The organism is Wolbachia endosymbiont (group A) of Barypeithes pellucidus (genome assembly GCF_964030885.1).
Lineage (GTDB): Bacteria > Pseudomonadota > Alphaproteobacteria > Rickettsiales > Anaplasmataceae > Wolbachia.
Genome location: NZ_OZ034985.1, coordinates 63,477 through 83,307, shown reverse-complemented (window position 1 = coordinate 83,307; position 19,831 = coordinate 63,477). Strand labels below are relative to the sequence as shown.

16 protein-coding genes and 4 pseudogenes are annotated in these 19,831 nt (G+C 35.8%); 12 read left to right on the top strand and 8 right to left on the bottom strand.

The features are described from left to right. Window positions 1-123 precede the first annotated feature (123 nt). A complete protein-coding gene (locus ACQH1X_RS00415; RefSeq protein WP_425386153.1) occupies window positions 124-1,353 on the top strand; it encodes an IS256-like element ISWpi15 family transposase in 1,230 nt (409 codons plus the stop codon). 65 nt (window positions 1,354-1,418) lie between these two features. Here the strand turns inward: ACQH1X_RS00415 and dnaG are convergent, their stop codons facing one another. Further along, window positions 1,419-3,167 (bottom strand): DNA primase, encoded by a 1,749-nt coding sequence (dnaG, locus tag ACQH1X_RS00410; RefSeq protein WP_425386243.1) that lies wholly within the window; start codon window positions 3,165-3,167, stop codon window positions 1,419-1,421. 509 nt (window positions 3,168-3,676) lie between these two features. Between dnaG and ACQH1X_RS00405 the strand changes: the two genes are divergently transcribed. Further along, entirely contained in the window at window positions 3,677-3,847 is a 171-nt protein-coding gene (locus ACQH1X_RS00405; RefSeq protein WP_425386242.1) for a hypothetical protein, read from the top strand. Between the two features lie 561 nt (window positions 3,848-4,408). Then, window positions 4,409-4,887, top strand: a pseudogene (locus ACQH1X_RS00400) (transposase); the annotation flags it as partial. On the opposite strand, the pseudogene ACQH1X_RS00395 reads toward ACQH1X_RS00400, so the two are convergent. The 4 genes and pseudogenes from ACQH1X_RS00395 to ACQH1X_RS00380 all read right to left on the bottom strand — a co-directional run bounded on the left by ACQH1X_RS00395 (window position 4,853) and on the right by ACQH1X_RS00380 (window position 7,408). Then, window positions 4,853-5,604 (bottom strand): annotated as a pseudogene (locus tag ACQH1X_RS00395) (IS5 family transposase). The pseudogenes ACQH1X_RS00400 and ACQH1X_RS00395 overlap by 35 nt on opposite strands. 15 nt (window positions 5,605-5,619) lie before the next feature. Further along, window positions 5,620-6,102 carry an IS630 family transposase gene (locus ACQH1X_RS00390; RefSeq protein ID WP_252154099.1) on the bottom strand — a complete coding sequence of 161 codons (483 nt, stop codon included), beginning with the start codon at window positions 6,100-6,102 and terminating at the stop codon, window positions 5,620-5,622. Window positions 6,103-6,130: 28 nt separating this feature from the next. Next, entirely contained in the window at window positions 6,131-6,478 is a 348-nt protein-coding gene (locus ACQH1X_RS00385; RefSeq protein WP_425385784.1) for an IS630 transposase-related protein, read from the bottom strand. 255 nt (window positions 6,479-6,733) lie between these two features. Next, window positions 6,734-7,408, bottom strand: coding sequence for a septal ring lytic transglycosylase RlpA family protein (locus ACQH1X_RS00380; RefSeq protein WP_425386241.1), 675 nt, complete (start codon window positions 7,406-7,408; stop codon window positions 6,734-6,736). A 26-nt stretch (window positions 7,409-7,434) separates the two neighbouring features. Between ACQH1X_RS00380 and murC the strand changes: the two genes are divergently transcribed. The 4 genes from murC to fumC all read left to right on the top strand — a co-directional run bounded on the left by murC (window position 7,435) and on the right by fumC (window position 13,104). Further along, window positions 7,435-8,958: a UDP-N-acetylmuramate--L-alanine ligase gene (gene murC / locus ACQH1X_RS00375; protein ID WP_425386240.1), complete on the top strand. Its 1,524-nt coding sequence runs from the start codon at window positions 7,435-7,437 to the stop codon at window positions 8,956-8,958. A gap of 4 nt (window positions 8,959-8,962) precedes the next feature. Continuing rightward, complete coding sequence (gene eno / locus ACQH1X_RS00370) at window positions 8,963-10,237, top strand: phosphopyruvate hydratase (protein WP_425386239.1); 1,275 nt, start codon at window positions 8,963-8,965, stop codon at window positions 10,235-10,237. Then, complete coding sequence (gene cgtA, locus ACQH1X_RS00365; RefSeq protein ID WP_425386238.1) at window positions 10,225-11,247, top strand: Obg family GTPase CgtA; 1,023 nt, start codon at window positions 10,225-10,227, stop codon at window positions 11,245-11,247. The genes eno and cgtA overlap by 13 nt, the downstream gene beginning before the upstream one ends. A gap of 471 nt (window positions 11,248-11,718) precedes the next feature. Next, window positions 11,719-13,104, top strand: coding sequence for a class II fumarate hydratase (gene fumC / locus ACQH1X_RS00360; RefSeq protein ID WP_425386237.1), 1,386 nt, complete (start codon window positions 11,719-11,721; stop codon window positions 13,102-13,104). 4 nt (window positions 13,105-13,108) lie between these two features. Here the strand turns inward: fumC and ACQH1X_RS00355 are convergent. Both ACQH1X_RS00355 and ACQH1X_RS00350 read right to left on the bottom strand, forming a co-directional pair. Then, window positions 13,109-13,201, bottom strand: a pseudogene (locus ACQH1X_RS00355) (Rpn family recombination-promoting nuclease/putative transposase); the annotation flags it as partial. A 34-nt stretch (window positions 13,202-13,235) separates the two neighbouring features. Then, window positions 13,236-13,661 (bottom strand): annotated as a pseudogene (locus ACQH1X_RS00350) (transposase); the annotation flags it as partial. Window positions 13,662-13,732: 71 nt separating this feature from the next. Between ACQH1X_RS00350 and ACQH1X_RS00345 the strand changes: the two are divergent. From ACQH1X_RS00345 to ACQH1X_RS00325, 5 genes are all read left to right on the top strand, one after another. After that, window positions 13,733-13,888 carry a hypothetical protein gene (locus ACQH1X_RS00345; RefSeq protein ID WP_425386699.1) on the top strand — a complete coding sequence of 52 codons (156 nt, stop codon included), beginning with the start codon at window positions 13,733-13,735 and terminating at the stop codon, window positions 13,886-13,888. Between the two features lie 73 nt (window positions 13,889-13,961). After that, a complete protein-coding gene (locus ACQH1X_RS00340; RefSeq protein WP_425385784.1) occupies window positions 13,962-14,309 on the top strand; it encodes an IS630 transposase-related protein in 348 nt (115 codons plus the stop codon). A gap of 10 nt (window positions 14,310-14,319) precedes the next feature. Then, complete coding sequence (locus tag ACQH1X_RS00335; RefSeq protein WP_306794344.1) at window positions 14,320-14,820, top strand: IS630 family transposase; 501 nt, start codon at window positions 14,320-14,322, stop codon at window positions 14,818-14,820. Between the two features lie 243 nt (window positions 14,821-15,063). Further along, entirely contained in the window at window positions 15,064-17,631 is a 2,568-nt protein-coding gene (locus ACQH1X_RS00330) for an ankyrin repeat domain-containing protein (RefSeq protein WP_425386236.1), read from the top strand. A 114-nt stretch (window positions 17,632-17,745) separates the two neighbouring features. Further along, window positions 17,746-18,930 (top strand): hypothetical protein, encoded by a 1,185-nt coding sequence (locus ACQH1X_RS00325; RefSeq protein ID WP_425386235.1) that lies wholly within the window; start codon window positions 17,746-17,748, stop codon window positions 18,928-18,930. Between the two features lie 43 nt (window positions 18,931-18,973). Here the strand turns inward: ACQH1X_RS00325 and thyX are convergent, their stop codons facing one another. Beyond that, entirely contained in the window at window positions 18,974-19,828 is an 855-nt protein-coding gene (gene thyX / locus ACQH1X_RS00320; protein WP_425386234.1) for an FAD-dependent thymidylate synthase, read from the bottom strand. Window positions 19,829-19,831 lie beyond the last annotated feature (3 nt).

The window sequence follows — 19,831 nt, the reverse complement described above, 5'->3', positions numbered from 1 at the left end:
TGTTCGTGAGGGTTTTTCGTTTTTATTACTCAGACTTGTAGTACGGATTTCGGGAGTGTTAAATAAACTGTGTCAAACCGAAAAAAAAGTAATAAATTGATATAAAAAAATGGAGGTTTGACAATGAGTCAGAAAGTAGTAAACAGAACTACCGGTTTGGTAGATTATAAAGAATTAGAAACAAATATCCTGTCGTCTATACGAGAAGGAAGACCGTTGACAGGAAGAGATGGAGCATTAACACCGTTTATAAAAAAGTTGCTGGAGGTAAGCCTGGAAGGTGAAATAGAAAACCACTTGTCGGCTAAAAGCGAAGAGAATAATCGAAGAAATGGGAGAAATGCAAAAACTTTACGTACAAGTGCAGAGCTATTAACACCAAGAGATAGAGAAGGAAGTTTCGAACCACAAATAGTCAAAAAAAGGCAAACAAACTTACATCCAGAGCTTGAAACGAAGATTTTGAGCACATTTGCCAGTGGTATGGGCTATAGAGATATAGTGTCACATGTTGAGGAAATTTATGATCACAAAATATCGGCGGCAGAGATATCAAGTATTACTGACAAATTGCTACCAGTAATCAACGAATGGCGTAGTCGCCCGCTGCAGTCTGTATATCCGATAGTTTTCATGGATGGCATGTTTTTTAAAGTCAAAGAGGACGGGCATTGCGTAAGTAAATGCATGTATAACATATTAGGCATAGATCAAAATGGCAAAAAAGAAGTATTAGGTTTTTATTTGGCTGAAAGTGAAGGAGCTAACTTCTGGTTGGGAGTGTTAAATGACCTCAAAGAAAGAGGAGTAGAAGATATCCTTATTGCCTGCGTTGATGGGCTAAAAAGCTTTCCTGCAGCTATAAACAGTGTCTTTCCTAATGCGGAAGTGCAGATGTGTATAGTGCATCAGATACGCAACTCACTGAAGTATGTGGCCAGTAAAGATGCGAAGAGTTTTTTGAGCGATTTAAAGAAGGTATATCAAGCTTCAAGCAAGGAAATTGCCGAGAATTATCTGTTGGAATTGGATGAAAAATGGGGCACAAAGTACCCTATGGTTATAAAATCTTGGCAGAATAATTGGGAAAACTTGTCTGGTTATTTTAAGTATTCTGGTCCAGTTAGGAGGATAATCTACACCACCAATCCCATAGAGGGGCTACATAGGCAAATTAGGAAATTCACTAAGACCAAAGGCTCATTTACCAGCATAAATGCCTTGTATAAGCAGGTATATTGTGCTATAAAGAAGGCAGAGGAAAAGTGGACGATGCCTGTACATGATTGGGCATTAACTATCTCTCAACTTGATGTTTTCTTTCCTGGCAGATTGAAAATTGAGTTGAACTAAAAATGCGGTTTGACACAGTTTATTTAACACTCCCAAACAATCTAAAAATAATTAACTGTAGCAGTCTACTTTTCAATAAACTTCATTTGCATTTCTTGTATACTACTTTCTATTTGCTTTATTTGTTCTATCAACCTTTCTTCTAAGTCAAGATTACCGCTCAGCCTCGCTTCGGTTCTTTCTTTTCGTAATGCATTTAATTCTTTTAGTAACACTATATTATTCCACACAATTTCTGCAGATTTTCTCTCGTTCAGTTGGCTACTTAGTATGCTAGTTTTTTCAAATACATACTTTATAACGTTAAACTGTTTCAATTCTTGTAACAAAGCCTCTTTACCAAGTTTGCTTTTGTTACTTATTACATCAATTATACGCTGTTGTAATCTTTTCATCTCATTAGTAAATTCAAAATGAGAAAATTGCTCAAAAAATATAGGACGGTTCAAGATTTCAGGAAATTCTACGGCTATACGTAAAATTACGGCCTGATTTTGCTCTGCTTCAATTAGCTCTGGAGATTTGCTATGAAGATACTCACCTTTTGTTGCTCTAGCTTTACTATTAAAAATCTGTTTTTTGAAGCTACTTCTTAGTTCACTAGCCTTATTGTAAAAATAATCTCTGTAATACCTTCTAATACTGCTGTTGCTAATAGTATTTACATATTCCATGAACTTGTGCTCAAGAATTGAATATTTTTCCGGAGCAAGTTTTTCATAATTTTGCAAATTGCTATCGATTATGTGATGCCATAAATATTCAGAATGCAGTTTTGTTGAATGGTCAAGAGCAGTCAATACGTCTTCTTTCTTGCATTCCAGTTCGTTACATATATCGTATGGATCTTTATTACTCGGCAAAGTCACAAATTTTAACGTGTATCCAGGCTCTAATATTGACAGAGCAAGTTCTGCAACTCGGGTAGCAGCATGACGTCCAGCACTATCGCCATCCATACAGATGGAGATTTCTTTAGCAAATCTCCATAGATTTTTTATCTGTTCTGCAGAAATTGCGGTACCAAGTGGAGCAACTGCATTACTAATTCCCGCTTGATGTAGCGCTATAGTGTCCATATATCCTTCAACAACAAATATGTGCTGTTTTTTACGTATTTCGCTTAAAGCAAAGTTTAATCCGTATAAATTCTCCCTCTTCTTGAAGAGCTGACTCTCTGGGCTATTTAAATATTTCGGCTGTTGCTCAGAACTCAGCGCACGTCCGCCAAAACCAATAACTCTTCCTGCAATGTTGTATATAGGAAATATCAGCCGGTCATAAAAATAATCACGAAAATTTTTATTTATTAATCCTACATCAATCAAAATTCTGTCTTCAATACCTGAAGAGTTTAAATACTCTTTCAAACCAGAGCTTGGTGCATAACCTATCTTAAATTTATCTATGATTTTAGGTGAAATCTTACGCTGCTTTAAATAATCTACAACGCCCTGATTTTTTTGTGCAAACCAATTTGCAGCTAAATCAAGCACTAAAAATAGTTTATTGTCCTCTTTTGTAATACTAAGACTTTTGGGCAGTTCAACACCTGTAACCGATGCTAATCTTTCCAATGCTTCTTTAAAGCTTAATCCTTCAGTTTGTGAAATAAATTCAAATGCATCACCACTAGCTGAACAACCAAAACAGTAGTATAACCCCTTAGTATTGCTCACCGAAAAAGATGGGGTTTTTTCGTTATGAAATGGACAGAGCCCAATAAAACTATCTCCTCTTTTTATTAGCCTGACTTTTTTACCTACTATTTCAGATAATAATAATTTTGATTTTATAATATCTATGTGATCCATCTTATTGAATTAGTAGTAGGATAAAAATTATATAGAATTTATACACATCTGACTCGAAATTTATTTCTATAACTAAAGCAATTTAGATTTACCGACAATGTAGCTATACAAATTCGACCCAGCCGAGAGTCAAGTAGCTCATAGAAACGAAAAACTTCCTTGACAAACTCCGCCAGCCCCTTTATCATGAAACTGAAGGTATTCAGTTATCTTCATCTGTGCAGATTAAACAGCAAGAAAACAACGTGGTTGGCGTCTTATTTTTAATTTTTTGCACTATGTGCACCTTATGTCTTCACAATATTTCTAGGTTTTTACCTATATAAGCTGAAACGCGCTTATAAGTCGTTTAAGACAGTATAGTACGCCAATTTGCAGGATTAGAGGGTGACAACTAGCTAACACGGGGTTTCTTTTGCCTTTTTTTCGCTTGGTAAATTTCTTAACGTTTGTAGCTAAACGACAACCGTCATCCCGCTACGTGTTAGCGGGATCTAGAGATACCGCGAATGAATTTACAACTGTACGAACATTGTCTAGCAGGAGGGTGTCATCCCAGCGCCCCTATGATGTCATCCCAGTGCTTGACACTGGGATGGCTTTGTTGCATCGCTAGCTATGATGGATTAAAGATAAAAAAGATAGAGAATATCAGTAGCTTATTATTCTGGTATTTATAACAAGAACGGTCAGTGAATACCTAAATTTGAGTAAAAGAAATTTCACTACCACTCACTAATCCGGCTAAAATTCAAGAATTTCAATGCTTTAGCTATTTTCAATAGAATTAAATTTATTAATATAAATAATAAATTACTATTCTTAAATTTGATCAGATTGATTGCAAAAAAACAAGATTTTCAATAGGTTGCTTATAATCCTAACTATAGTTAGCCTTTCATAAGTAGCGATGCAACAAAGCCCACTGGGATCCAGGAATTTTATTAAGTTGGTAAGCATAAAAGTAGCCGTTTTATGTTAAAATACAACGTTTTGATGATTATGAAAAGGCTGGATCCCAGTGTCTGGGCACTGGGATGACACCATCTGCCACGCAAATTGCCTGCAAATTGCAATGTTCGTACAGTTGTGGAATGAATCGCGGTATGACGGTTCGTGGCAGCATGACGGTTCGCGGCGGGATGACGATAAGCTCGTCATCCCGCTACTTGTTAGCGGCTAAGAGCTTATCCGCAAACGAAAAAAAGTATAGTATATGAGTTTTAAAAATGGGGTTAGAAATGAGAAAAAAGTATCCTACAGATCTTAGTGAAAGAGAGTGGTCGCTAATAGAGAAACACTTTAGAGTATCATACAAGAAAGGAGGAAGGCCGCTAAAACATAGCAAAAGAGAAGTATTATCAGCAATTTTTTATGTACTACGTACAGGATGTCAATGGCGCTATTTACCGCACGCCATGGAAGGCAGTATATGAACAATTTAGGAGGTGGAAAAAGCAAGGAATTCTCGAAAAAATGAACTACGATATCACTAAATATAGTAGTTCAAAAATGGGAAGAAACGAGGAGCCAAGTGCTTGCATAGTAATCTGTAAAAACGACAGAAAAAGGGGGATCAAAGGTTATGATGGGAGTAAAAAAGTAAAAGGTAGAAAAAGGCACATAATCTCAGGGTTTTATATTAGGCTGTTATGTGGGTGCTGCTAGGCTCTGTGGACAAAATTTTAGAGAAGCCATACAAGAGCCCCGACAAAATTTAGAAAACCCATAAAAACCTCAGCCGTTTTATCGAATCTGGAAAAAATACGCCTAAAGTTCTTAATTTTACCGAAAAACACTCAATTAAATGACGCTCTTTATAAATGTGTTTATCGTAACCCCTCTGCACTTTTCGATTACGCTTCGGAGGAATAACTGCTGTACATCCCTTGCTTTCAAGACTCGTAACAAAAGCATTGCTGTCATAGCCTTTATCAGCCACTACAGTGGTATTATAGACACTTTCAGTTAATGTTGCTGCTTGTGTAATCTCATTTCTTTGACCAGGGGTCAGAGTAAATTTAAGTGGATTTCCAAGTGCATCGACAAGCGCATGTATTTTAGTTGTAAAGCCACCTTTGCTCCTCCCTAAAGCTTCTTGATCCTTGGAGTTTTTTGTATATCCAGATGAACATGGATGGGCTCGGATGATCGTACCGTCGATTATAGCAACTTCTAAATCAGGCTCTTGTTTAGTATATTCAAGCAATTTTTCCCAGACATCTCTTTCACACCATCTTTTAAATCGCTTATGTATACTCCTGTAATTACCATAAGTTTTTGGTAAAAGTCTCCATTGGCAACCACTTCGGACTATGTACCACACTGCCTCTATGAATATTCTTAAACGTTTTTCATCTTTGCTATGCATTCCTTTTACGCTTTTTATGAACTCTAAAATTTGTTTCCAATTTTCCTCTTTGATGTAATATTGCATATGGTATAGTATTTTCTAAAATGAATGATAAATTTCCATTATGGTATTACCAACCAAAAGTTGTAAGTCTGTACATTTATACATTAGAGGTCTGAGGCGGCTTTTGATGGTATGCCAACAGTGTTCTATGGGATTCAAATCTGGTGAATATGTTGGAAGATACAGCACATGACAGCCAAAAGACTCTATTAATGATTTTGTTTTAGTGGTCTTATGAAATGTAGCATTATCCATAACTATGGTTGTGCCAAGTGGCAATTTAGGTAATAACATCTTCTCCAACCATATATTGAATACCTCTTTGTCACACCCACCTTTGAAAGTCATTGGTGCAATAAATCTCATTCCAATCCACCCGGCTACTATACTGATTCTCTCTCGAGTTCTCCCTGGAATATCTGCATAAATTTTCTTTCCTCTTGGAGCACGTCCATATTCTCGGTATAATTTATTATCAACTCCTGCTTCATCTATATATAAGATGCTGGAATGGTCTATTTTTGAGATTTTATCAATAAACTGCTGCCTATCTTCTTGATTGCGCTCTTGATATAGTGTGACTTTTTTTTAAAGTAATTTTTAGCTGTTTTAGTCTATACCAAATTGAATTTATTCCAAATCCAAGATTTTGTTTCATCTCTGCCAGAGTATGATCTGGATTCTTTGTAACATATTCTTCGAGTATTTTTGGGTCTATTTTTCGAATAAAGCTGCCGTTTTTAGATGGCTTGAGGCTTTCACCAGCAGCTTTCTTTTTTAACCAGCGGTACAAAGTTGCTATTCCTATCTCCAGAAGCTCTGCCACCTCAACCTTCTTCTTCCCTTTTCCTATCATCGATATTGCCTTTTCTCTTAAATCCACACTATACGCCATTATAACCCAAATACCTTATTATACCTTTATCATTTACTTTGGGAAATACTATAGTTAGCGGAATCTATGCTAAGAGATACCGCGAATGAATCGCGGTATGACGGTGTAGATGACGGTTAAGTATCCCGCTACGTGTTAGCGCCGCGGCGGTATAGCTATAAATTGTTGATATCTTTTTTATATCACATTTTTAACTTACAATAGTTAGCCAGCGTTTCTTACATTAACCAAATCTTTCAAATTCTGCACTCACCACTACCTATAACTCACTTTCACACAATATTGATTGTTCTTAAAAAGCAATCTAACATTTTTCATTCCTTGATTACGAAGCTTCGATGCAGCTGATTTAGCAGCCTGAGCACTTTTAAAAAATGCGACATATCCCTTACTTTCTGCACTGTCTTGTTTTGGGTGACGTTTCTGCATTTCTTTTTCATATTGCTTTCTGTAATGAGGAGTATTTTGTATCAATTGTTCTGACATCTTTCTTAGGTATTGGACTTTTACCTTTGCAAGCCCTACTTTATGAAGTCCTAAGACTTGAGCTGCTTTTTCTGATAAGTCTATTATTCTGCCTTCAATAAATGGTCCTCTATCGTTAACCCTTGTAACAAGCTTTCTTCCATTTTCTAAATTAGTGACAAGAACAAAGCAGGGTAGGGGCAAAGTCTTATGCGCTGCAGAGATCAAGTGGCGGTTAAACACTTCACCATTTGCTGTAAGCGTGCCATGATCTTCTATTCCATACCACGATGCTATTCCTATTTCTTCGTGATGTTTACAGTTTTTTGGGTGATAAGTTATACCATTTATTGTGTAGCTGCTGCCAATTTTGTAATGACCTGCAGTGCAATTAAACCTGTTGCTAAAACTGCAACTACTTATCAAAACAAATGTTAGACATAGAAAGGTTAGGTTTTTTATCATTGTATTCGGTAAGAGGGTTCGATACTATGAGGATTTTAAATTATACTATAATAAATTTAGTAATGAGTAAACATCTACTGCTAAATATTAACAAAACTCAAAAAGGAATAATACATATTATTGGTATAGGTGGAATTGGAATGAGCGCTATTGCTGAAATTCTTCACAATTCCAATTACAAAGTTCAAGGCAGTGATACGCAGTCAAACGACAATGTAGATAGGTTACAAAAGCTAGGTATAGAGGTTTTTATTGGTCACAATGCTAATAATATAAGCCAAGCTCAAATAGTTGTACATTCTTCTGCAATAAAATCTGATAATGTGGAGTTAGTAACAGCGAGAAATAACAATAAAACCATTTTGCATAGATCAGACATACTTACTGAAATTATGAAAGATAGGTGTGTAATAGCGGTTTCAGGTTCAAGCGGAAAGACAACAACAACGGCTATGATTGCTTCCATTTTTGATCATTCTGGCATTGATGCGACTGTAACTGTAGGAGGGATATTAAATTCCTATAAGAGCAACTTCAAACTTGGAGGGAGTGACACTTTTCTGATCGAGGCTGATGAGTCTGATGGAACTATGCTAAAAATCCCTGCAAAGATTGCTGTCATAACAAGTATCAACAATGACCACATAGATTATTACGGCACATTTGATAATATCAAAAATGCATTTTCCCAATTCGTGAATAATGCAGGTTCTGCAGTTTTACCTGATTCTGTAGACATCGATTATGATGCGAGTAATTCTATAACGTTTGGGTTTGAGAATGGTAACATTAGAGCCAGCAACATTAAACAGCATGCTAACAGCATAGAATTTGACGTGTTGAACAACTGGATTCCAGTGTCAAGCACTGGAATGACAGAAAAACAGGTGTCATCCCATCGCCCTCTGTCATCCCATCATCCTCTGTCATCCCAGTGCGTGACACTGGAATCCAGACCTTTAAAAAACATAGTACTATCAAATGCAATTGGAATTCACAAAGTAAGCAACGCCCTAGCTGCAATATCAGTTGCGATAAAGCTCGGGATTAGCGATGCAGAGATTAAAAAAGGCCTTTTGGAATTCAAAGGAGTAGCAAGAAGATTCTCTTTGATTGCCAATATTAAAGGTGTTAAGTTAATTGAGGATTATGCCCATCATCCAAATGAAATATATGCAACTTTAACGGCTGCACGTTCGATTACTAAAGGAAAAGTAATAGGAATTATCGAACCACTTCGTTTTGCTCGCATTCGTAATTTTTTTGATGAATTCATACGAATTTTCATGATGTTTGATTATGTCATCCTCACTCCTGTTCATCCTCCAGAAGACAAGCCTATTCCTGGTTGTGGAATTGATGATATACAAGAAGCTTTAATCAGTAATGGGTTTGATAGCGTAAAAATCATGAATGATTCTCTACTCATTTCACATTTTATTAGTGATTCGACAAGTCCAGGTGATATAGTATTATTTATTGGTGCTGGTAGTAATATAGCTAAACTGGCAAAAGAAACTGTAGCACTTATTGCGGAAGTTAAGGTTTAATGCAATGAATAAGATAATCAATAACGTATTTGCAAGAGAAATTTTAGATAGCAGGGGTTACCCCACTGTTGAGGTAGAGATTGAGCTCTGTGATGGAGCAATAGGCAGAGCATCTGTACCTTCTGGAGCTTCAACCGGTAAATTAGAAGCCTTGGAACTCAGAGACCAAGATGAGAAAAGGTATTGTGGTAAGGGAGTGCTGAAAGCTGTTCAAGCTGTAAATGGAGTGATAACAGATAAAATCATTGGAATGAACGCAGCGGACCAAAATGCAATTGATAAAGCATTAATTGAACTAGATGGAACAAAAAATAAATCTAAACTTGGAGCAAATGCAACTTTGGGTGTGTCTCTTGCGGTTGCAAAAGCAGCAGCAAACAGTTTCAAAATACCGTTGTATAGATATTTGGGAGGAAAGCAGATGAGTGTTATGCCGGTTCCACTCATTAACATAATTAATGGTGGAGTACATGCAGACAATAAGCTCGATTTTCAAGAATTCATGATTCTTCCAGTCGGTGCTGAGACTTTCAGTGAAGCAATCAGAATATCTGCGGAGGTGTTTCATAACTTACGTAGCATTCTTAAGAAAAAAGGTTATAGCACAAATGTAGGAGATGAAGGCGGTTTTGCACCAAATATTGAAAGTACTGAAGAAGCACTTGACTTGATCATATACGCTATAGAATCAGCAGGTTATTCAGCGCAAAGTGATTTTGCACTAGGCCTTGATGTTGCTTCATCTACTTTTTATGAAGATGGAATTTACAAATTTGAAAATAAAGAGCTTACTTCAAAAGAATTGACTGAATATTATTGTAATCTTGTGGAAAAATATCCAATAATTTCTATAGAAGATGCAATGAGTGAAGACGATTACGAAGGTTGGAAATTACTTACTGCAAAATTGGGGAGTAAAGTTCAATTAGTAGGGGATGATTTGTTTGTTACAAATTGTGAACTGATATGCAAAGGAATAGAGGAAAAAATGGCAAATGCTGTACTGATCAAGCCAAATCAAATAGGGACGTTAACAGAAACTTTTGCTGCTATTGAAATGGCAAAATCAAATGGCTATAAAGCTGTGATTTCTCATCGCTCAGGTGAAACAGAAGACACAACAATATCTCATATAGCAGTTGCATCAAATTGCGGGCAGATAAAAACCGGATCGCTATCGCGTTCTGATAGACTCGCGAAGTATAACGAGCTAATGAGAATAGAAAGCGCATTAGGAAAGGATGCTAAATATTATCGTGGGTTAGCATGGGTTTTATAGACGAAGTAAAATTGTGTTTAAAAGCCGGTGACGGTGGTGACGGCTGTGCAAGTTTTCGTCGAGAAAAGTTCGTTGAATTTGGTGGTCCAAATGGTGGTAATGGAGGAAAGGGTGGAAACATAGTTTTCATCAGCGACGCTAATCTCAACACTTTGCTTCATTTTCGTTATAGAAGACACATTAAAGCAGATAGTGGGAAAAATGGTGCAGGCAGGGATAGATCTGGCACAGCAGGGAAAGACGTTATACTTAAAGTTCCAGTCGGTGCACAAATAATTGATGAAGAAAGTGAAGAGATAATAGTCGATCTTGACAAGCCTGATATGGAATTTTTAATAGCACAGGGTGGAAAAGGTGGACTTGGAAATACTAATTTTAAATCTTCTACTAATAAGGCACCAAGACATTTTACTTACGGTCAGCCTGGCGAAGAAAAACATGTATTATTAAAACTAAAAGTTTTATCAGATGTTGGAATTATTGGCATGCCAAACGCAGGTAAATCAAAATTTTTGACTCGCTGTTCGAATGCGGATACAAAAGTAGGCGATTATCCATTTACCACCGTAAGACCCCACTTAGGTGTGGCAAAAGTGGATGATAGCGAAGTTGTAATAGCAGATATCCCTGGAATAATTACTGATGCTCACCTTGGAGTTGGGCTCGGACATAAATTTTTAAAGCACATAGAAAGGTGTCAAATTTTACTTCATTTAATTGATGCAACTCACGATGATGTTATTTCAGCTTATAATTGTACACATAATGAGCTGGAGCTTTACGATAGCGATCTTGTTAAAAAAGAAGAAATTGTAGTACTGAACAAATGCGACTTATTGAGGGAAGCAGAAATTCTGGAAAAGAAGAATCACCTAGCCAATTATCTTAATAAAGAAGTGCTGTGCTTATCAATTAATGGTGATTTACAGCCTATTTTGAGATTATTAAGTAAAAAATTGAAAAAGAGTAATTCTAAGGAAATCGATGTATATAATCCTTTTAAAGCGTAAATTTTCTATTTGTGGCTGTACAAGAATGGTAGCGTGTGACCAGAACTAGGATGGTCAAGCGTACAATTGTGCAAACATTGTGATTTGAGTCTACCAGATCCCAGTGCTACTTTCTTGTCATACGAGTAGCTGGCACTGGAATAACGCCCTCCTTACATGGTCACTGGGGTGACAGGATGAAGGTACTGGGATGCCAGTGTCGGCTACTTGCATGACATCGTCGTAACATTGTACCATATTGCAATGTTTGTACACTTGACACTAAAATCCAATATGATTTAATTAACCAAGAAATGTAGTATAGCTAAACTGACTTAGATTTACCGACAATTTGGAAAATGACAAATTCGTCATTCCGCTACTAGTTAGCGGAATCTATGCCGAGATACCGCGATTCATTCGCGGTATGACATGTTGCTTGGGTCAGCTATAAGTAGTAGAGTAACAGAATTCTAATGCAAAGGAAAAAGTATGGTAAGAATAGAATCAGACAGCTTAGGGGAAGTAAAAGTACCAAGTGAACATTACTGGGGAGCGCAGACTCAGCGTTCTTTAGAAAATTTTAAGATTGGCACAGAAAAAATGCCAGAGCCTCTGATTAAAGCATTAGCAATAGTAAAACTTGCAGCAGCACGTGTTAACATGAAGCAGGGTAGCATAGATAATAAGGTAGGGGACGCAATCTGCGCAGCCACAAGGGAAGTAATAGATGGCAAATTTAATAATGAATTTCCGCTTGTTGTTTGGCAAACCGGATCCGGAACGCAGACTAATATGAATATGAATGAAGTGATCAGCAATCGCGCAATAGAGATTTTAGGTGGTAATTTGGGTAGTAAATCTCCAATACATCCAAACGATCATGTGAATTATGGTCAGTCGTCAAATGACACCTTTCCAACAGCAATGCATATAGCAGCAGCAGAGCAAATAAACTGCTTGCTTATTCCAAATCTTGAAAAATTGCATAAGGTGCTGGATAATAAGGTTCAGGAATTTAAAGATATAATAAAAGTAGGACGTACTCATCTGCAAGATGCAACGCCCCTAACACTGGGACAGGAGTTCTCTGGCTATGCAGTCCAGATTAAAAAGGGGATAGAGAGAGTAAAATCAACTTTAAGTGATATATATGAGCTTGCACAAGGTGGCACTGCAGTTGGCACGGGACTCAATACTAAAAAGGGTTTTGCTGAAGATTTTTCAAGCCAAGTTGCAGAAATTACTAACCTTCCATTTACTTCAGCAGGCAATAAATTTGAAGCGCTAGCAGCAAATGATGCTTTAGTTGAGCTCAGTGGAACACTCAATACAGTAGCAGTCAGTTTAATGAAAATTGCAAATGATATAAGGTTGCTTGGTTCTGGTCCAAGATGCGGAATTGGGGAAATAATGTTACCGGAAAATGAGCCTGGTTCTTCAATTATGCCAGGTAAAGTGAATCCAACTCAGTGTGAAGCGGTGACTATGGTATGCACTCAAGTTATGGGAAATCATGTTGCTGTAACCATTAGTGGTTCAAACGGTCATTTTGAATTGAATGTGTTTAAGCCAGTGATAATTTACAATGTTTTGCAGTCTATAAGACTTTTAGCTGATGCAAGTTTAAATTTTACAGAAAAATGTGTAGTTGGTATTAAAGCAAATGAAGAGAGGATAAAAGATTTACTGAATCAGTCGTTGATGTTGGTCACTATATTAAATACGCATATAGGGTACGACAATGCAGCAAAAATAGCGAAGCTTGCTTATAAAGAAAATATCACTCTAAAAGAAGCAGCAGCAAAACTTCAACTGCTCACTGAGGAGGAGTTTGAAAGGATAGTGAAACCAGAAGAAATGGTAAATTATTTGTAACCGCTCACAAATTTCCACTTAATTCTTCAATCTCACTAATAGAAAGGCCAGTAAACTTGACAATAGTGTTGACATCAACATTATTAGCCAGCATTGCGGGAGTGTTAAATAAACTGTGTCAAACCGCATTTTTAGTTCGACTCAATTTTCAATCTGCCAGGAAAGAAAACATCAAGTTGAGAGATAGTTAATGCCCAATCATGTACAGGCATCGTCCACTTTTCCTCTGCCTTCTTTATAGCACAATATACCTGCTTATACAAGGCATTTATGCTGGTAAATGAGCCTTTGGTCTTAGTGAATTTCCTAATTTGCCTATGTAGCCCCTCTATGGGATTGGTGGTGTAGATTATCCTCCTAACTGGACCAGAATACTTAAAATAACCAGACAAGTTTTCCCAATTATTCTGCCAAGATTTTATAACCATAGGGTACTTTGTGCCCCATTTTTCATCCAATTCCAACAGATAATTCTCGGCAATTTCCTTGCTTGAAGCTTGATATACCTTCTTTAAATCGCTCAAAAAACTCTTCGCATCTTTACTGGCCACATACTGACCTTACCCAGAAAAAGTGGAGAGAAAGAAAGGAGTTTTTTCGGGTAAAATAAAATTTTGGAGGATTAGAAATGGCAAGAGAATATACGGCAGAATTCAAATTGGAAGCTGTTAAGCTGGCAAATGAACAAAGAAAGGCAGGTCAACCAGTTGCAAAAGTAGCAAGAGATCTAGGCTCTGTGGACAAAAAATATGAAAAGAGAGAAAAAGATGGTAGTTTAGCTTAATAGGTAAAAAATGGAGAAACTATAGTATTTCCCAAAGTAAATGATAAAGGTATAATAAGGTATTTGGGTTATAATGGCGTATAGTGTGGATTTAAGAGAAAAGGCAATATCGATGATAGGAAAAGGGAAGAAGAAGGTTGAGGTGGCAGAGCTTCTGGAGATAGGAATAGCAACTTTGTACCGCTGGTTAAAAAAGAAAGCTGCTGGTGAAAGCCTCAAGCCATCTAAAAACGGCAGCTTTATTCGAAAAATAGACCCAAAAATACTCGAAGAATATGTTACAAAGAATCCAGATCATACTCTGGCAGAGATGAAACAAAATCTTGGATTTGGAATAAATTCAATTTGGTATAGACTAAAACAGCTAAAAATTACTTTAAAAAAAAGTCACACTATATCAAGAGCGCAATCAAGAAGATAGGCAGCAGTTTATTGATAAAATCTCAAAAATAGACCATTCCAGCATCTTATATATAGATGAAGCAGGAGTTGATAATAAATTATACCGAGAATATGGACGTGCTCCAAGAGGAAAGAAAATTTATGCAGATATTCCAGGGAGAACTCGAGAGAGAATCAGTATAGTAGCCGGGTGGATTGGAATGAGATTTATTGCACCAATGACTTTCAAAGGTGGGTGTGACAAAGAGGTATTCAATATATGGTTGGAGAAGATGTTATTACCTAAATTGCCACTTGGCACAACCATAGTTATGGATAATGCTACATTTCATAAGACCACTAAAACAAAATCATTAATAGAGTCTTTTGGCTGTCATGTGCTGTATCTTCCAACATATTCACCAGATTTGAATCCCATAGAACACTGTTGGCATACCATCAAAAGCCGCCTCAGACCTCTAATGTATAAATGTACAGACTTACAACTTTTGGTTGGTAATACCATAATGGAAATTTATCATTCATTTTAGAAAATACTATACTTTTCTGCACGTATAAAGCTTACAGATGAAAGCAAAAATCTTTTGCGCGAGAAGCTTGGCAGTACAATTCAATTCGATAATCTAGATGATCACTTCAATCTTAACCATGAGAATTTTTATATCTACTACAATAAATATAGTGAGCACAATGGTAGAAGCGAGCTATACGTTAGGGATGATAACGGTAGATATTTAACTTCCAATCTTCCACTTAATCACTATGGATTCTCAATGGAACTATCATCTGATGGGGCGTCAATAGCAGATTATGGTTTTTATCCTCTGTATGCAATCTATAACCCAAATCACTATGATAAAGCAAAGGAAAAAGTATTTGATGATCACGGTGAATTGTCACCAATTGCATCAAATGTGTTAGATAATTTTTTAAGCAACACAAATAGCTTAACCACACAAGAGATGTTTTTACAGTTGCAAAATAAAGCTACTGAAAAAGAGGAGAAATTGATAAGAGAGAAAAGACAAGCAGAGGAAGAATTAGATCAAAAGAATGAGGAATTAAAGGAGCTCATAGGAAAAGGTGAAATTACCTTGTTTAAAGTGGTAAAAGGTAATGACGTAGGTAACGGGCGTTCAGCAGTAGTTTTACAGTTTACTGCAGAAGGTAAGGGGACAAATGAAATTACCCTTGATTCCGAAAAATTCTATATAGCAGATTATGAAGATAGTGAATTCTTGCATTGTGTTAGTTCTGATTATGACATGCTACTTGATTATGAAAATTTATTCTTTGTGCTCAATAAAAGCTTCTACTCAGACTTTGAAAGTGGGTTTTATTCAGCAGACAGCACTGATCCCTATAATTACGCTAAATATTCAAAAGAACCATATTTGAGTGGTGATCAGCTATCTGAAAAATTATCTAATGAGTTGGAGGAAGATAGTAATCAGATAGGTACTGAATTTACAATTGATGATGAACAAATAGACGAAGAAGTTGTGGTAGGAAATGAAATTAAATCTAGGAAGAAAAGGGTAGTTGATGAGGATAGTAAGAAAAACGTTATAGAAGATGTAAATAAGGCAGATGAAAACGGTGCAACACTTTTGCACTCTGCTGCTTCATTGGGAGATTTAAGTAAGATAGTAACGCTTATAGAACACAATGCGTATATTGATGCAAGAGACCATAACGGACAAACGCCACTACATTATGCTATTCAGTCAGGAAATACGGAAGTAGCAAAATACCTTATTGATAATGGTGCGAACCTTAATATTCAGGACAATTATTATCAGAAAACTAATACTCAATATGTTTATTACAAAACACCTTTACACTATGCTGTTGAATCTGGAGATACAGAGATAGCTAAATACTTAGTAGATCATGGTGCAAATCCTAATATTCAGGATGCTTATTCCAGAACGCCACTACAAAGTGCTATTTATTCAGATAATACAGAAATAGTGGAATATCTGTTAGATCATAATGCAGATCCTAATAGTAAAGGTTATACTCCTCTATTGTTTACTGCTGTTAAGCTAGGACATACAGAAATAGTTAAGAATTTAGTTGAACATGGTGCAGATCTTAATGTCAAAAACACCTCTGCTCAAACACTACTGCATTATGCTATTGAACTAAAACATACAGAGATAGCTAAATACTTAATAGATCACAATGTAGACATTAATACTCGTGATATTAGCTCTGGCAAACCTCCACTACATTTTGCCATGAGCATAAAAAATACAGAGGTAGCAAATTACCTAATAGAGCATGGTGCAGATGTTAATGTTAAAGATAGTTACGGTTTAGCACCTTTACACTTTGCTGTTAATTTAGGAAATCAAGAGATATTAGAATATTTAATAAAGAATAATGCAAATATTGATGTTCGAGATAGTGAAGGCTGGACACCACTTATTCATGCAGTAAGGCATGGGCAATTGGACAAAGTAAAGTACCTGATAAAGAATGGAGCTGATGTTGATATTCATGGTAATGAAGGATGGACGCTATTTGAGCATGCCGAACAATGGATAGATGATAGAAGAATATTAAAGGATGTAATCAATAGTGATAGAAAATATGCAGATGCTGCAAGTTGGGAAAAGACTGGAAAAGATATGCTTGATTACCTTAAGGGAGTCACAAAAAATACTATACAGGAAGAAGAATCTAACTATATAGATCAAATGCAAGCGGATGATAGCAGCAGTTATGTTGAAGATCAACCAGCTTCGCAAAGCAATCGTGACGATTATGCTGACATGGAAAAAGCCCTGCAGGAGAAATTGCATGGAGATGAAATACGCAAGCAAAGTAATGAGAAAGCTCAAAAAGATATGGAAACAAGAAAAGTCACTGTGGAAACTGAAAGTAGCAATAATAAAATTGAAAAACAAGCAAAACCAATAGAAGACGAACAAGAAACTGTTATGGCAAGTGTGATAGAAAATATGGATAAAAATTCTGATATTGAAGCAGAAATTTCTAACAGTGTTGCAAATTCACAATATCCCTTAAAAATAAGGACAGGAAGTCCTCTTGAAGTGGGAAAGTATAAGGTGGAGCTGCAAGTGACATATGATGATATAAAGAATTTTTATGATACCGTACGTGGCAAGTACCATGACGGCAGTGGATATAACCGTGAGCAAGTAATGGTTTTATATAATGAAATTGTTAGGCCCGCTCACAATCATCGTTACGAGCAATTTACTCTTGATGAAGCACATGTTGCTAATGATCACCTATTTATCAAGGGTCAGGATTTTGGAACTCTACATGATTTCAATGAGATGTTCTATAAAAGTGATGAGTTAATTTGATCAATATTAGTATAATAAATTAAATTTAATAAGTATTTTATTAAAATATTAATTGCCCGATGGTGTGAATTATTATATTATTAGCTTATATAGTTAATAATTTAAATAATTAATATGCCAAGATACGTTAAGAAATATATTAATAGTATTACTGAGTCTAATATATTAAAAGTTTATACTTCCGAAGATAACTCTCAAATTAAAGTATTTTTCAAAATTGCAAATGAAGAAATTGATAGAATTTTTTCAGGGCAAGAAGTAGTGAAATTTTTAAATCAAACTACCAATATAAGAGATCATGAAAACAAATCTGCCATTAGTAAAAATGTGGAACAAGGCATCATTAGAAATGTAGAAGGTATACATAGAGAGAATGGTAGATATGTATATAAATCGGATTTATTAGCTGAAGAACAGTACAGAGAGCTATTTGATAGCAGGCAAGCTATAAAATTTAATTTGAATGACTTTATGTCAGATAGCATATCAAAAATTGTACACTTAAGAAGTAGATTTGAAGGAATTTTGGGTTTTGATCCCGAAGAAGGCCTATGTCAGCCATTAATTTATTTTATTACTCTTTTAGGATTAAAGAGTAGGGAAGACTTTGCTAAACTTCTCAAGTCTGGTGATGTTGTGTCTGAACAAGATTTTATAGCTTATGTTGATGGAAGAAAAGAACAAACGACCGGATTATTAGCAACGCAGATCTTGCTACAATTCTTACCTATTCTTCATATTCAGAGCATTGAGAGACGTGAGGGAGATCAATTTTATGACAAGACAATATATGAACAAGAGTGTAATGATTTATCGTCAACAGAAGTATGGATCCATATTAATCAAGAAAAAGTTAAGTGTGCTTTGGATAATGTAGAGATAGAATGCTGCTTAGAATTTAATTTCTCCTGTTATACTTGTAATGAAGGAGATAGTGATGATGATGACGAGAATATTGCACATTCTATGTTGGTATATAAAGCAGAGAATGGTAAATACATATTTTTTGACCCTAATAGAGGAGCAGTTGGCTTTTGTCCTAATACAGGAGTTGCTAATTTTACATCAGAGGAGGTTTGTAGGGCAGTGGAACTGGCTGTAAATTTTTATTCATATAATATGTATATTGAAAATTCTCCAGATCATTGTGAAATTTACGTTACGCTTAGAAACGCAACATTAATGTTAAGGAAAGCTGAGGAACTTTATGAAACAAGAGAGAGAACAAATTCAAAAATAGTTGATATATCAGTTGATAACAATACTGGTAAATTGTTGCTTACACCTATAAATCTATAGAGATATACAATTGCCATAAAGATTTATGTATATGCCTTTATCTTTAAGATCGTTTATCAAGTATAGACATCAGCTCATCCCATTCTCTTTTACCAATATTACTTTCTTCTCTAGTAACGGTTTCCCCTTTAATTAATTTACGAATTATGTCTAAACCAGTTCTTGAAATACAGGCTGATTCTAGGCAATATTCAACAAAGGCATTGTAGGCCAATGGGACCCATTTTTTTATTATATCCAACATAACTTCTGCATAAACTCTGATTTCATATTGGGCGTGCTTATCAGCTCTAAGCTTCAAAAAATGAAAAAGGTTATGTAGATCTATTTTCCAATAAAATTGCGTGTAGTAATTAAGCGTTAGGTTAGTTCGGGCAATTTCTCTTGCAAGCCCCTGCTCAATAAATTTTTCATAATGAAAATATACTAAATTAGAGTCATTTGTTAGAGAATCTATTATTTCCTTTGAGGTATCTGGATCAAAAGCTTCCCCACTACCTTGTTTATTATTGTCAGATTGTTTTGCAACTTGTTCTGGTTTAGGTGTATAAAATTCATTATCAAGTATTGAATACCTTGCTGAATATTCATTCACATTTGCAGTTCTATGCCTTATCCATTGCCTTGCAACAAAAATTGGAAGTTTCACGTGAAACTTAATTTCACACATTTCAAATGGAGTTGTATGATGATGTCTCATTAAATACTTTATAAGTGCTTCATCCTGACTTATCTGTTTTGTTCCCTTGCCATAAGAAACACGAGCAGCTTGAACTATGCTACTGTCAGAGCCCATATAATCCACTACTCGAATAAATCCATGGTCTAATACCTTATGTTCTTCATATAAGATTTCATCTATTTCTTTTACTATAGTTCGTTTGGTTGCTTCATTCATAAA